General features: G+C 34.0%; 17 protein-coding genes. 14 read left to right on the forward strand and 3 right to left on the reverse strand.

Going from position 1 to position 13888, the window contains the following annotated elements; translation table 11 throughout:
* Window positions 1–67: 67 nt before the first annotated feature.
* Both O1A01_RS13415 and O1A01_RS13420 read left to right on the forward strand, forming a co-directional pair.
* The gene (locus O1A01_RS13415) at window positions 68–715 is read left to right on the forward strand and encodes a hypothetical protein (RefSeq protein ID WP_270064330.1); all 648 of its coding nucleotides are present in this window, start codon (window positions 68–70) and stop codon (window positions 713–715) included.
* Entirely contained in the window at window positions 712–1257 is a 546-nt protein-coding gene (locus O1A01_RS13420) for a peroxiredoxin family protein (RefSeq protein WP_270064331.1), read from the forward strand. Before O1A01_RS13415 ends, O1A01_RS13420 begins: the two co-directional genes overlap by 4 nt.
* Window positions 1258–1344: 87 nt before the next feature.
* On the opposite strand, the gene O1A01_RS13425 is transcribed toward O1A01_RS13420, so the two are convergent.
* Both O1A01_RS13425 and O1A01_RS13430 read right to left on the reverse strand, forming a co-directional pair.
* On the reverse strand, window positions 1345–1488 hold the full coding sequence (locus tag O1A01_RS13425; protein WP_270064332.1) for a hypothetical protein: 144 nt from the start codon (window positions 1486–1488) through the stop codon (window positions 1345–1347).
* A gap of 15 nt (window positions 1489–1503) precedes the next feature.
* Entirely contained in the window at window positions 1504–1728 is a 225-nt protein-coding gene (locus O1A01_RS13430) for a DUF3892 domain-containing protein (RefSeq protein ID WP_270064333.1), read from the reverse strand.
* 157 nt (window positions 1729–1885) lie between these two features.
* Between O1A01_RS13430 and O1A01_RS13435 the strand changes: the two genes are divergently transcribed.
* The 5 genes from O1A01_RS13435 (at window position 1886) to O1A01_RS13455 (ending at window position 6640) form a co-directional block, all read left to right on the forward strand.
* Window positions 1886–2569 (forward strand): class I SAM-dependent methyltransferase, encoded by a 684-nt coding sequence (locus O1A01_RS13435; RefSeq protein WP_270064334.1) that lies wholly within the window; start codon window positions 1886–1888, stop codon window positions 2567–2569.
* Between the two features lie 2 nt (window positions 2570–2571).
* A complete protein-coding gene (locus O1A01_RS13440) occupies window positions 2572–3267 on the forward strand; it encodes an AIM24 family protein (protein WP_270064335.1) in 696 nt (231 codons plus the stop codon).
* A 141-nt stretch (window positions 3268–3408) separates the two neighbouring features.
* Window positions 3409–5100: a formate--tetrahydrofolate ligase gene (locus O1A01_RS13445; RefSeq protein WP_270064336.1), complete on the forward strand. Its 1692-nt coding sequence runs from the start codon at window positions 3409–3411 to the stop codon at window positions 5098–5100.
* Between the two features lie 10 nt (window positions 5101–5110).
* On the forward strand, window positions 5111–5605 hold the full coding sequence (locus O1A01_RS13450; protein ID WP_066417388.1) for a hypothetical protein: 495 nt from the start codon (window positions 5111–5113) through the stop codon (window positions 5603–5605).
* A gap of 192 nt (window positions 5606–5797) precedes the next feature.
* Window positions 5798–6640, forward strand: coding sequence for a DegV family protein (locus O1A01_RS13455; protein ID WP_270064337.1), 843 nt, complete (start codon window positions 5798–5800; stop codon window positions 6638–6640).
* A 96-nt stretch (window positions 6641–6736) separates the two neighbouring features.
* On the opposite strand, the gene O1A01_RS13460 is transcribed toward O1A01_RS13455, so the two are convergent.
* Entirely contained in the window at window positions 6737–6970 is a 234-nt protein-coding gene (locus O1A01_RS13460) for a hypothetical protein (RefSeq protein WP_066417394.1), read from the reverse strand.
* 117 nt (window positions 6971–7087) lie between these two features.
* On the opposite strand from O1A01_RS13460, the gene O1A01_RS13465 reads away from it, so the two are divergent.
* From O1A01_RS13465 to O1A01_RS13495, 7 genes are all read left to right on the forward strand, one after another.
* Entirely contained in the window at window positions 7088–7720 is a 633-nt protein-coding gene (locus O1A01_RS13465) for an HD domain-containing protein (RefSeq protein WP_270064338.1), read from the forward strand.
* Window positions 7717–9633, forward strand: coding sequence for an ABC-F family ATP-binding cassette domain-containing protein (locus O1A01_RS13470; RefSeq protein WP_270064339.1), 1917 nt, complete (start codon window positions 7717–7719; stop codon window positions 9631–9633). Before O1A01_RS13465 ends, O1A01_RS13470 begins: the two co-directional genes overlap by 4 nt.
* Window positions 9634–9700: 67 nt before the next feature.
* A complete protein-coding gene (locus O1A01_RS13475) occupies window positions 9701–10816 on the forward strand; it encodes a conserved virulence factor C family protein (protein WP_270064340.1) in 1116 nt (371 codons plus the stop codon).
* A gap of 14 nt (window positions 10817–10830) precedes the next feature.
* Window positions 10831–11265, forward strand: coding sequence for a BrxA/BrxB family bacilliredoxin (locus tag O1A01_RS13480; RefSeq protein ID WP_066417405.1), 435 nt, complete (start codon window positions 10831–10833; stop codon window positions 11263–11265).
* A 561-nt stretch (window positions 11266–11826) separates the two neighbouring features.
* Window positions 11827–12600, forward strand: coding sequence for a class I SAM-dependent methyltransferase (locus O1A01_RS13485; protein ID WP_270064341.1), 774 nt, complete (start codon window positions 11827–11829; stop codon window positions 12598–12600).
* A gap of 36 nt (window positions 12601–12636) precedes the next feature.
* Window positions 12637–12768, forward strand: coding sequence for a YuzL family protein (locus O1A01_RS13490; RefSeq protein ID WP_084380633.1), 132 nt, complete (start codon window positions 12637–12639; stop codon window positions 12766–12768).
* 375 nt (window positions 12769–13143) lie between these two features.
* A complete protein-coding gene (locus O1A01_RS13495; RefSeq protein ID WP_066419686.1) occupies window positions 13144–13710 on the forward strand; it encodes a YpjP family protein in 567 nt (188 codons plus the stop codon).
* The last annotated feature ends 178 nt before the right edge of the window (window positions 13711–13888 follow it).

Consider the following 13888-nt stretch of genomic DNA (forward strand, 5'->3'; position numbering starts at 1 on the left):
ACATGTTGATTGATACATATAGGGGTATTGTGTTATGCTTTTGATAAGAAAAACATAGGAGGAAATTATGCCTGATTATTTGGAAATTGGTAGCTTTCATTTACCTTCAAAATGGGTAATTATTGTGGTCACAGTAATCATATCTTTTTTAATCATAAAAACGATGACATCAAAACAACAACATTCAAAAGTAGTTTTAGATGATGTAAGTAACTCTTTAATTATCGGTTTTATTGGATGGAAGTTTAGTTATATATTATTTCAATTCCGTTATGCGTTTTCTTATCCTATTAGTATTTTATACTTTGACGGTGGGTCAAAAGGAATTTTACTAGCATTTTTCATATTCTACTTGTATTTATTTTATCGTTCCAAAAAAACCTTGATTCCTTTGTCATTTTATACTCAAATTAGCTTTCAATTATTTTTAGTTGGATCTATCATTTTTCATTTTATTCATATCCTCAACAATCCGCTTTACTTTTTCATTCAAATAACATTTGCATTCATAATTTTCCTGTTAGTTTGGAAAAATAAAGATGAACGGGTAGGTGAAATCCAACGATACTTAATAGTTTATAGTTTTGGACAATTCTTTTTACAATTTTACAGTCCATTACAACCATTCTTGTTAGGCTTCACTGTAGTACACTTTATTTGTGCTTCTATCATTTTATGGAGTGTCTTTTCACCAATTGGAAGGAGGGTATCATGAAAAAAAACATACTCATTATTAGCATTTTAATCGCACTAATTAGTTGGGGAGTGTACGATTTTGTCAATACGACGGATGAAATTGTAACTGTAAATGCCGAAAATTTAAAAGAGGGCTTAGAAAAAGGAAATATAGCACCAGATTTTGAATTAAATACGCTTGATGGCTCTTCCTTTAAGCTTTCTGATTTTCGTGGAAAAAAAATAATATTAAATTTTTGGGCATCTTGGTGTCCACCATGCCAGGCTGAAATGCCACATATGCAAGATTTTTATGAAGATAAAAAAAATGAAGATATTGTAATAATTGCTGTCAACTTAACGAAGATGGAACGAAATGAACAATCAATTAGAGCATTTGCTAATAATTTAGGTATTACTTTTCCAATTCCATTAGATGTAGACGGTGAAATCGGAAATAAATATCATGCATTCACCATCCCGACAAGTTATGTTATTGATACGAATGGATTAATTCAAAATAAAATTATTGGTCCAATGTCATATGAAATGATGGATAATTATACGAAAAAAATAAATTAAGTGAAAAGGACTAATAGAGCTGCCTACAAAAATTCAGGCAGCTCTGTTGATTATTAATCTAACTATTAAAAAGATAAACGTATTAATTTAATCTAATTCTGTTTTATCTTTTTGATCTTTGTTTCTTTTATTACCTTTACTATTGTCACCTGGAACATGTTTTCCTTGTACTTGATGTTCTCCAGTTGGACTATTTTGATTAAAACTACCTTTATTATGTTTCTTAGTCATATTAAAAACCACTCCTTAAAATGTAGGTAATTGATCTAAATTATTTGTTGGATCTCCATCAGCATTTCCTCTAATATACATTTCGCCATCTTTTCCTTTAAAAACGTTTGCTCCAACTACAATTCCCTCATTTACATCGTGTAAAGCCTGTTCATAGGACAGAATACGACCATTGGATGTTTTAAACTTTTCAATATCTCCATCACCATTCTTTTGAACAGCTATAAAAGTTTCTTTCAAAGTATATAAACTCCTTTCCAATTAAAAAGGGTGCCAACGTTTTATAGATTAGCCTTAAAATTAAAAAATATTCTAAGGAGAGGCAGGTATTTCCGTATAGTATGACGTACAAATACAACTAGGTATAAATATAGAACAATGAAACAGAGGTGTTGAAATGAATAACAAATCTTGGCAACAATCTAGCGCTAACGCCTGGAATGATCGTGCTCTTGAATGGCACGAGAGAAGTGAAGCTATGTGGACAACAGGAAGTCGTAAAACAATAATTCCGTTTATCCAAAGTAAGTTAAAACAAGGTTCTACTGTATTAGATGCGGGATGTGGCGATGGGTACGGTTCCTACTTGCTTTCACAAAACGATTATAAGGTCATCGGTATAGATATAGCTGAAAAGATGATCAAGTATGCGAAAGGGACGTATATAAATGCCGATATTGAGTTTATACAAGGTGATCTATCAGACCTTCCACTAGACAACAAATCAGTGGATGCCATTATGGCAATAAACTCTCTCGAATGGACAGAAAACCCTTTAACTGTATTAAATGAGTTTCATCGTGTTATGAAAAATAAAGGATCCTTATTTATTGGGTTACTCGGACCTACAGCTGGACCAAGAGCAAACAGTTTTAATCGGCTATATGGTGAGAATGTAATTTGTAATACGATGATGCCGTGGGAATTAGAACGACTTGCTTTAGAAAATGGTTGGAACTTAATAGATCATATACCCGTATATAAAGAGGAGGCTAAAAAGATAGAAACTTCTAAGCTCCCAAAAATATTAAAGCAATCTTTAACGTTCATGTGGGTGTTTCATTTTGAAAGGGAGATATGATTATGTCCAAATATTCAATATCACAATTTATTCAATCTACTAAACAAAAAGATTTAGGGCAAGGCTTCTTTGAATTAGAAACGGAAAGAATATTAGAAGTTAATTTAAATGGATTAGTATGGGCAAAAATGGGGTCTATGATATCTTACGACGGTAATATCAAATTCGAGCGAGAAGGTATATTAGAGCATGGACTAGGGAGACTCTTAAAAAAGACCTTTACTGGCGAGGGTTCACAACTCATGAAAGCGAATGGTAATGGGAAGCTCTATTTAGCTGATCAAGGGAAAAAAATAACGATTGTTGATTTAGCTGGAGAAAGTATTTATATTAATGGAAACGATTTACTAGCTTTTGAAGATGGATTACATTGGGATATTAAGCTGATGAGGAGAATTGCAGGAGTACTTTCAGGAGGATTATTTAATGTTCATCTAGAAGGAAATGGTCTAGTAGCTTTTACTTCTCACTACGAGCCATTAACGTTAATGGTTTATCCTGGTCAACCAATTTTTACAGATCCAAATGCTACAGTAGCATGGTCCGGTAATTTACAACCAGAGTTTGTAACAGACATCCAATTAAAAACATTAGTCGGACGAGGTAGTGGTGAATCACTTCAAATGAAATTTAGCGGAAATGGCTTTGTAGTTGTTCAACCTTACGAAGAAGTATACTTTTCGGACAAAAATAGCTGATACGTCAAGGAGCATGGATTTTAACCATGTTCTTTTATTTTGATAAAGTATTATGGATAGGAAAGATTTTGCTGATATATCCGAAGTGAACGTGTTAAAATAACGGTGTTAGTCTAAAGTTAATTGCGGAGGAGAATACATATGGAAAAAGCGAAAATCAAGGTCCCATCTGATATTGAAATTGCACAAAATAGTGATATGAAGAAAATAACAGAAATCGCAAACGAGTTACAAATTACCGACGATGAATTAGAGCCTTATGGTCATTATAAAGCAAAACTCTCTTTAAATATTTTTAATAGACTGAAGGATAAAAAGGACGGAAAGGTTATTCTTGTCACTGCAATTAACCCTACACCTGCTGGAGAAGGTAAGTCGACTGTTACGGTAGGGTTAGGACAGGCGTTGACAAAGCTTGGCAAAAAAACTGTCATTGCAATGAGAGAGCCGTCTTTAGGTCCGACTATGGGAGTGAAAGGTGGAGCAACTGGAGGTGGATACTCACAAGTCCTACCTATGGAAGATATTAATCTCCATTTTACAGGTGATATTCATGCTATCACAACAGCAAATAATGCGCTATCTGCGTTAATTGATAACCACATTCAACAAGGAAATACCCTTAATATTGACCCAAGACGAATTATTTGGAAACGAGTACTCGATATGAATGACCGTGCTTTACGTAAAGTTGTTATCGGGTTAGGAGGACCTTTCCAAGGAGTACCTAGAGAAGACGGCTTTGATATAACTGTTGCTTCAGAAATAATGGCAATATTTTGCTTAGCTTCTGATTTAAATGATTTAAAACACCGTTTATCACAAATAGTTGTCGCTTTTGATTACAATAAAAATCCAGTAACGGTAAAAGATTTAGGAGTAGAAGGTGCCTTAACAATGCTATTAAAAGATGCATTTAAGCCAAATCTAGTCCAGACGATTGAACATACTCCTGCCATTATACATGGCGGTCCTTTCGCTAATATTGCGCATGGATGTAATTCAGTTTTAGCAACAAAAATGGCTGCAAAATTAGGAGATTTCGTAGTTACCGAGGCTGGATTTGGAGCAGACTTAGGTGCAGAAAAATTTCTTAATATTAAAACTAGGTCGTTAGGAATTGATCCAGAAGCAGTAGTAATAGTTGCAACCATTCGTGCCCTTAAAATGCATGGGGGAGTAGAAAAAGAAAAATTAACAGAAGAAAATGTTCAAGCGTTACAACATGGCGTAACGAACTTGAAGAAACATATAGAAACGATTGAGCTGTTCGGTTTACCTTATGTTGTTGCGATAAACGAATTTACTTCTGATACTAAAGCTGAGATAGACTTTTTGCAAACTTGGTGTGACCAGCACGAAATACCTGTAGCGTTAACACAAGTATGGGAAAAAGGTGGAGACGGTGGTATACAATTAGCAGAGAAACTACTCGAGGTGATGGAAAAAAAACAAACAAGTTTTAATCACCTATATCCTTTAGAGCTTTCAATCGAAGAAAAAATCCGTACCATTGCTCAAAAAGTATATGGAGCAAAAGATATTGAACTCTCTTCCACTGCTAAAAAGCAAATTCAACAATTTGAAGGGGAAGGCTGGGCGCATTTGCCTATATGTATGGCAAAGACTCAATATTCTTTATCTGACGACCCACAAAAGCTAGGAAGACCAGAAGGATTTATTATTTTGATTAGAGAATTGAAACCGTCAATTGGTGCAGGATTTATCGTTGCATTAACCGGCGATGTTATGACAATGCCTGGCTTACCAAAAAAACCTGCTGCTTTACAAATGGACATTGACGAAAACGGCAAAGCAGTTGGTCTTTTCTAAGGAGTCATTTATGTTTGATCCTACCGTTTTTGACAATATAAAAGTTGTAGTTGAAGGTGATTTATATGATTTAGATTTAGACGGACACCTTCAAGTTATTGACAGAAAAGATTTAATAGATTTAGCCACAATGTCGAGAACATTTAGAATGGAAGTAACTGTAGATCAGAGCTTAACAGCCATAATTTCATTACAGACTGACATAAAGCAATTAGCAATCGAGATTAACCATCTTAAAGGTGATAAACCTGGTTGTTATATGCAATTAACTTTTCAACAAGCGCTTAACAGTAGCATAGCGATAAATGATTGGGAAGCAAATTTAAGAAGAAAATGGGGAATGCAATGGAGAATTTCTCATCAAGTAATACAATATGTAAATGGTACTGAAGAAAATGTACTAAAAACGACTATACATTTAGACCATTTAATTTTTGAAGAAACAATTGATGACGTTCGTCAAATACTTCTTTTATTGTATGAAACTTTAAAAGAAAATAGTTAATTTACCTATGCCCACTTAATCGTGGGTATTTTTTGTATCATAAACAAATGTAATATATTTTTAAATATTTTTAGAATTTTCTCCTCAAACTACTCATTATATAGTATTATAAGACTATAGTATCTGGTACTAATAATACATAATATAAATTACTACTAATTAATGTGTGATTATATAAAAGGAGTGAAGATTATGGGGAAAATCGCTTGGGTAACAGATAGTACAGCTTTTATCGATGAGGAGCTTGCTAATCATCCTGATGTATATACAGTTCCAATGGTCATTTATTTTGGAGAAGACGAGTATTTAGATGGCGTTAACATTACGAAAGAACAATTTCAAAAATTATTAGTAGAAAGTGAAATTCCACCTAAAACATCACAGCCATCCGTGGGAACATTCGCCGAATTGTATAATCAATTAGCTCAAAATTACGATCAAATCGTCTCCATTCATCTTTCAAGCCATTTAAGTGGAACGGTTTCATCTAGTCAACAAGCAGCAAAATTAGTGGATATACCAGTGACAACAATTGATACTAAAACATTGTCCTATCCATTAACCGCTATGCTAAAAACAGCAATTAAGCTTGTAAATGAAGGTCATAGCATAGAAGAAGTGGAAAGAAAACTAGACGATATGGTAAATAAGTCAGAACTTTATGTACTAATAGGGAGTTTAGAGCAACTACACCGAAGCGGAAGAATGACTAGTGTTCAAAAAGTGTTAGGTAGCTTACTTCAAATAAAACCAATCATTGCAATTAAAGACGGAAAGCTGGATGTTGCAGAAAAAGTTAGAACAGAAAAGAAAGTGTTTCAACGTATGCTGGAGTTATTTGATGATGCATTTAACCGAGGTACGGTAAAAGAACTTTATTTATTATATGGCCGCGAAGAAGAACAAACATTCTCTATTAAACAAAAAATAAAAGAGACATATCCAAACCTTAAAGTAGGCGCTTATCCTATTTCTACAACAATCTCCGTTCATGCTGGATTAGACACAGTAGGATTAGCTTGGTTTAACGAATAAGAAAAGTACGCTTGCGTTACTTTTCTTTTTTTCTTATCTAAAATAAGTGAGTTATTGTAGCAAAAAACACAGTCATTAGGCACGTTTCTACTGAACTTATACATATGTTAAGACAAATATTACTTCGCCATTCATTGGATACGCTCCGATAAGCTTGTAACCTATACTTAAAAATCTCGATAATGTTTCTGCGCATGACTTTGATACTGGTTCTAACGGTGCATGGTCACTACTTGAAAGATGAATAAAATCTAACTGTGGGTAAGAACAACGAATGACAACTACGTGAGTCCCTAACCAAGCTGTACCGATAACATTTCTACAAAACATGATAACTCCTCCGTTTTTTCATATAGTATGCTTCTACCTAAAACATTGCCAAAAATGTGCTATACAATCTATTCCATGTTAAAATAATTGAGAAATCAATATTGGAGGAAAAGAAACGTGATTCAACATATAGAAAGTTTTGTTCAACAAAAATTAAGTCATGATACTACCGGACATGATTGGTATCATATTGATCGTGTGCGAAAGATGTCCATTCATATTGCCAAAAATGAAAATGTAAACATTGAAATAGTAGAAATTGCAGCTTTATTACATGATATTTTAGATGAAAAATTAGTGAAAAATAAAGAAAATGCAAAACGAGAAATTATCGATCTGCTTGAATCTTTACAATATCAAGACAAATACATACAACAAATTATATATATTATTGAAAATGTAGGGTTCAAAGGCGGAAACGGTATGCAAATGGATTTGGTAGAAGGGAAAATCATTCAAGATGCAGACCGTTTAGATGCGATTGGTGCAATAGGAATAGCTAGAACGTTTATGTATTCAGGTGCAAAAGGACAGGCGATGTATGACCCAAACATTCCAGTAAGAGATGAAATGTCATATGAACAATATCGAAATGAAAAATCTACTGCTATAAATCACTTTTATGAAAAGCTAGTTAAACTAATACATACATTACATACTGATACGGCAAGAAATATAGCAAAAGAAAGACATGATTTTCTTAAGCTATTTTTATCGGAATTTCATAGGGAGTGGGAAGTAAAGTTATGAAAATGATTATTGGAGAAAACATATCAAAAATATACGTAGAGAAGCAATTATTACATAATGTTTCATTTAGCATACAAGAAAAAGAAAGAGTTGGATTAATAGGAGTTAATGGAACAGGAAAGTCTACATTTTTAAAAATTGTTGCTAGTAAAGAAAGTGCGGATGAAGGGACAATTACAACCTCATCAGACTATAAAATTTCTTTCTTATCTCAAAAACCTAATCTAGATGAAAATCTATCAATAATGGAACAAGTTCTTGATGAAAACACATCAATAAATAACATAATAAAATCTTATGAATCATGTCTTTCTAAAATTCAAGAAGATCCTATGAACGAGAAGATTCAAAGTGATTTAATGCATTATCAACAACAAATGGATAGTTTAAATGCGTGGGACCATAGTTCAAACGCAAAAGCTGTTTTAAATAAACTAGGTATAGAGGACGTTACTGTTAAAGTAGGTCAGCTTTCGGGAGGGCAAAAGAAAAGAGTAGCATTAGCACAAACATTACTACAAAATCCAGATCTACTCATTCTCGATGAGCCAACAAACCATTTAGACTTTGAAACCATCATGTGGTTAGAGGATTACTTAAATAAATTTACGGGTGCTCTTCTTCTCGTTACGCATGATCGTTATTTCTTAGATAAAGTAACAACGAAAATATTTGAATTACATAATGGCCATCTTTATACTTATTTAGGTAATTACGCAAGTTATTTAGAAGCTAAAGCCATAAGAATGGAAGAACTCGAAAAAACTGAAACAAAACAAAAAAGTTTATATCGGCAAGAGTTAGAATGGATGCGAAAAGGTGCTAAAGCGAGAACTACAAAACAAAAAGCTCGTATCCAACGCTTTGAAAAATTAGAAGAGAATGTGAAAGTGAATAACGAAAAAACTCAACTAGAGATGGTAACTGCAGGTACACAACGTTTAGGAAAAAAAGTATTAGAACTAAAAGATGTTTCTGTTACATTTAACAATAAAGTAATATTAAAAAACATAGATTTATTATTAAAACAAAAAGACCGAATTGGAATTGTTGGTCCAAATGGCGCAGGGAAATCGACATTACTTAATGTCTTAGCAAGTAAACTTGTACCATCGGCTGGAGAGTTGGAAAAAGGCCAGACAGTTAAGATTGGTTATTACACCCAGGAACAAGAAGATATGAATGGGGAACAGCGTATTATCGAGTACATTAAAGAGGAAGCAGAAGTAGTCCATACAGAGGACGGGCAAATGATTAGTGCTTCACAATTGTTAGAACGGTTTTTATTTCCACCACACTCTCACGGAACCCCAATTAGAAAACTATCAGGTGGAGAGAAGAAAAGATTATATTTATTAAAAATATTAATGAGCCAGCCAAATGTATTATTACTAGACGAGCCTACGAACGATTTGGACACAGAAACGTTAACGATATTAGAGGCATATTTAGAAGAATTCCCAGGAGTCGTAGTAACTGTTTCACATGACCGATACTTTTTAGATAAAGTCGTTACAGAGCTCCTTATACTAGACGGAAGTGGTACTGCTCGAAGAATCTTCGGCGAATATAGTGATTACCTACTCGAACAACAGGCTAAAAAGCAGTTAGAAAAAAAAGAGGCAGTAAAGTCGGTTGAACAACCAATTAGACTAGAAAAGAAGCAATTGAGACTTTCTTTTCAAGAGCAAAAAGATTGGGAGACTATAGAAGAAAGAATAGCAGATCTAGAAATAAAATTAGAAAGAATTAGTAAGGAGATTGAAAAAGCAGGTAGTGATTACGGAAAGATAAGTGAGTTAATGGAAAGTCAAAATATGAAAAGTGAACAATTAGAAGCCCTTATGAAACGTTGGGAAGAGCTTTCAGAAAAAGTAGAAGCGATTCAAGCACAAAAAGCAGGGTCAAAATAAGCAATATAAATGTGAAAAATATCTCTCTATGATACGATGAAAGAAAAAAAGTAAGGAGATCAGCTATATGAATATAAAAGCAATAGAGCCGACACCAAGTCCTAATACGATGAAAGTGTTATTAGATAAAGAATTACCGTTCGGTACGAGAAATAATTATACGAAAGACAACCGTACAGAAGCACCTGAAATTATTCAAAATATACTAAATATTGAAGGCGTAAAAGGCGTTTACCATGTCGCCGACTTTTTGGCAGTAGAGCGAAATGCACGCTTCGATTGGAAAAATATCCTTTTGGAAGTTCGTGCATTATTCGGTGAAGAACAAGTTTCCGAAAAAGAAAATGCTTCTTATAATCCATCTGAGGGATTTGGGGAAGTAAAAGTATTTGTTCAAATGTTTCACGAAATTCCTATGCAAGTTAAATTAACAGACGGTGAACAAGAAAAGCGTGTAGGTCTTCCTGATATCTTTTCTAAAGCAATTTTAGAAGCACAAAGTAAGGAAGAAAATGTCGTCCTAGAACGAGAGTGGAAAGAACACGGTATAAGATATGGTGACTTAGAAGCAGTAGGGACGGAGATAGTGGAGGAGCTTTCAGCTGCGTATCCACCTGAAAGATTGCAAAGACTGTTACAACAAGCTCATAGTACAGAAAAAATAGTGAAACGAGAGTCTTATAAAGTAACGGAGGATATGTTAAATAATCCAGATTGGTCAGAACGATACCGCGCATTAGATCAAATGGATCCTGGAGAATCGGATATTCCTGTATTAGCGAAAGCTTTAGATGATGAAAAGGCGTCCATTCGCAGATTAGCGACAGTGTACTTAGGAATGATAGAAAAAGAAGAAGTTTTACCATTATTATATAAAGCATTAAAAGATAAATCAGTTACAGTACGTAGAACGGCAGGAGATTGCTTGTCTGATATAGGTAGCGAAAAGGCAATTCCGGCAATGATAGAAGCCCTTCAGGATAAAAATAAACTAGTCCGCTGGCGTGCAGCAATGTTCCTATATGAAGTTGGAGATGATTCTGCACTAGAAGCTTTAAGAAAAGCAGAAGATGATCCTGAATTCGAAGTAAGTATGCAAGTTAAAATGGCAATTGAACGCATTGAAGGCGGAGAAGAAGCAAAAGGTTCAGTATGGAAACAAATGACGGAAAGAAACAACTAAAGGAGGAAACACTAATGTCAAATGCATATGATGAATATATGAAGCAAATGGTCAAACCGATGAGAACAGAGCTAACAACAGCTGGCTTTAAAGAACTAACTTCGGAAGAAGATGTTGTTAATTACATGGAGAATACAACTGGCACTTCATTAGTTGTTATAAACTCAGTTTGTGGCTGTGCAGCAGGATTAGCACGCCCTGCAGCAACTCAAGCAGTAGTTCAAGCTGAAAAAACACCGAACAATTTAGTTACAGTCTTTGCAGGACAAGATAAAGACGCAACAGCAAAAATGAGAGAGTATTTCGGTGATATCCCACCATCCTCTCCTTCCATGGCAATTTTAAAAGGAAAAGAAGTGGTACATTTTATTCACCGCCACGACATTGAATCATTCCCAATGGAAGATATTATGAATAACTTATTAAACGCATTTGAAAAACATTGCTAGAAAAATTGCAAAACTAAAAGAATAAATATAAAATTCAATAAGCATTCACAAACTACCTTGTATTATAAAGATACAAGGTAGTTTGTTATATTGAAGTTTGTAATATAAAAAAATCCTTAAAGGTGGACACCATACAAGGTATATCTTGCACCATGGAGAATGAAATAAGCGGTTCGGTGTTAAACTGCTATAATATTTTGCCTTCCTAGATATAGAACCGTGAGTGGAACGGAGCGGAAGACACTTGACTCCAGCGGGAGGTAGAGGGAAGGTCGAGACCCCACAGGCGAAGCCGAGGAGGCTCTACTCCACGAAAAGCGTAAGCGCATCGATCTGGCCCGTACAAACTGGAGCAGTCCGGTAGGAGATAAAGGAAACACAACGAAACGTTAGTTGAGTTGATGTTGACTTATCGTACGGACGGACTGGGAAGTTTGATAGGGCCAATGCGCTGGAGCTAGACATCTCCCCGCGGAAAGCAAGTGTCTGCAGCGAAGTGCAACGGACTAACTCAAAACACTCTCTATTTTCAAGTTAGTCCTTTTAAAAAGGAGTTTTCATATGTACATAACAACAGCTGGACGAACAGATGAAACTTATATTCAAAAAGCGAAACAATTGGCTCTCCATCACAACTTTAAATACATCAATCGAAATAAATTGTCTATCGAAGCACTTCATAACAAATATAACGAAGATATAATAGTGGTTGGGAAAGAAAGACTTGAACTATTTAAGTTAGGTAAAAAAGAACCAATCTTCTTCCATCCAAACTCAGCAGCATTTCGTTTAAAAAGACTAATAAAAGGTGAGACAGAGCCATTTTTAGAAGTAACAAAATTGCAAAATGGCATGTCTTTCCTAGATTGCACTCTCGGACTCGCTTCTGATAGCATTATCGCCAGTTATATCGTTGGGAAAAATGGAAAAGTAACAGGGTTAGAAGGAAACCGAACCGTAGCATTTATTGTTCAAGAAGGATTAAAAACGTGGCCAAGTAAGAATGAAGCTTTAGTAAAAGCGATGGAAAGAGTTCAAGTCGTAACAACAGATCATAAAGAGTATTTACAAACTTTGGACAGTAATAGTTACGATGTTGTCTATTTTGATCCAATGTTTACAGAAACGATAGAAGAATCACAAGGGATCCTTCCGCTAAAAAGTGCCGCAATTTATGAAGGTCTAACCGAACTTACTATAAAGGAAGCCTGTAGAGTTGCAAAAAAAAGAGTCGTATTAAAAGATCATTGGAAAAGTGATTACTTTAAAAAGTTTAATTTTCAAGTGCAAGTTAGAAAAACAGCTAAATTTCACTTCGGTGTTTTGGAAAAATAAAGAGTGGACATGTTAAAAAGGTGGAGGTGATTTACAGTGGCTAAACGAAAGAAAAATCCAGCTAAAACAGGTCTATCTAGCTCTCAAGTCGAAGGACAAGGAACAACAATGGAAGAAACAGGATCAGTTGAGAAATCATCAAGTCGCAATAAACCGAAGAAACATTAACTTGAAATGGATGCAATTGCAGGAATCAATTATAAACTTAAATATCTAGTAAGCATTAAAAAAGCTCGCATTATACATGCGAGCTTTTTTTAGTCTGTTACTCCTAAAAAGATAAAGTATCCAAGTGTAATAAAACATGCAACAACTAAAACTGTTTCAAACATAGTGTGAACCTCCAGTATGTATTATTCATTTCATTTTATCAAAAAAAAGGAAAAGGATGAACATAAAATATGAAGAATTTAAGAAAGTTCCTTTTCTTGTTTTTATATGTAAAAATGTCTGAATATTTATGGTATAATCATATTATACAACAAAACAAAACATTTATACATGATAGAAAAATTTAATAGTTTTATAGAGAGGAAGATTATTATGCCCAAATGGCTAAAAAAATCACTAGTCATCCTAATAACGACCTTAACATTTGGAATGGTGGCTCCACCAGCTTATTTATTAGCTGATGATAATAATAATGAACAATCTTTAAATAGTTATACTAATGACCGTATTGAAATAAAACATGAGTTACATACGAAAGAAGCTTTTTTACAACAAGTTACTAATCAAGCATTAAATCAATCATACGAGAAGTTCGGAAGTAAAATTGGACCAGTTATTAAAGATGAATTTAATGATGTTATTTTACCTAAAATTGAATACGTATTATCTCAATTAACTGAACAGTATCCCGAAGAAGAATTACAAAACCTAGTAATTTCTGAAAGCCCTTCAGGTGGCCATAGCGAAAAAATCTTTCATATTTATCATAGCCTAACAGGGAAAGATATTATTCGTTTCCATGTAAGAAAGGATCACCCTCCTTTAGATGGATATTATTTTAATTTTCATTATCATACACATCACGACGATTTCCAAATGCACCATACTTTAGGTAGTATCTTTTGGTCAAAAAACACTCCTCCTAAATGGATGAGCTAATAATGTGAGAAACAGTTTGTATTAAAAGCAAACTGTTTTTTTTATGTTTTTTATCAGTAACTATATTAAAATATTAAAATTATGTTACAAAAATGAGTACAATTTAATAGTTTTGTGATATAATGTATATTATTCTGATAATTTAAAAAACAACAACCCATTAATTTATACAGATAGG

The sequence above is a fragment of the Sutcliffiella sp. NC1 genome, assembly GCF_027594365.1.
Taxonomy (GTDB): Bacteria; Bacillota; Bacilli; order Bacillales; family Bacillaceae_I; genus Sutcliffiella; species Sutcliffiella cohnii.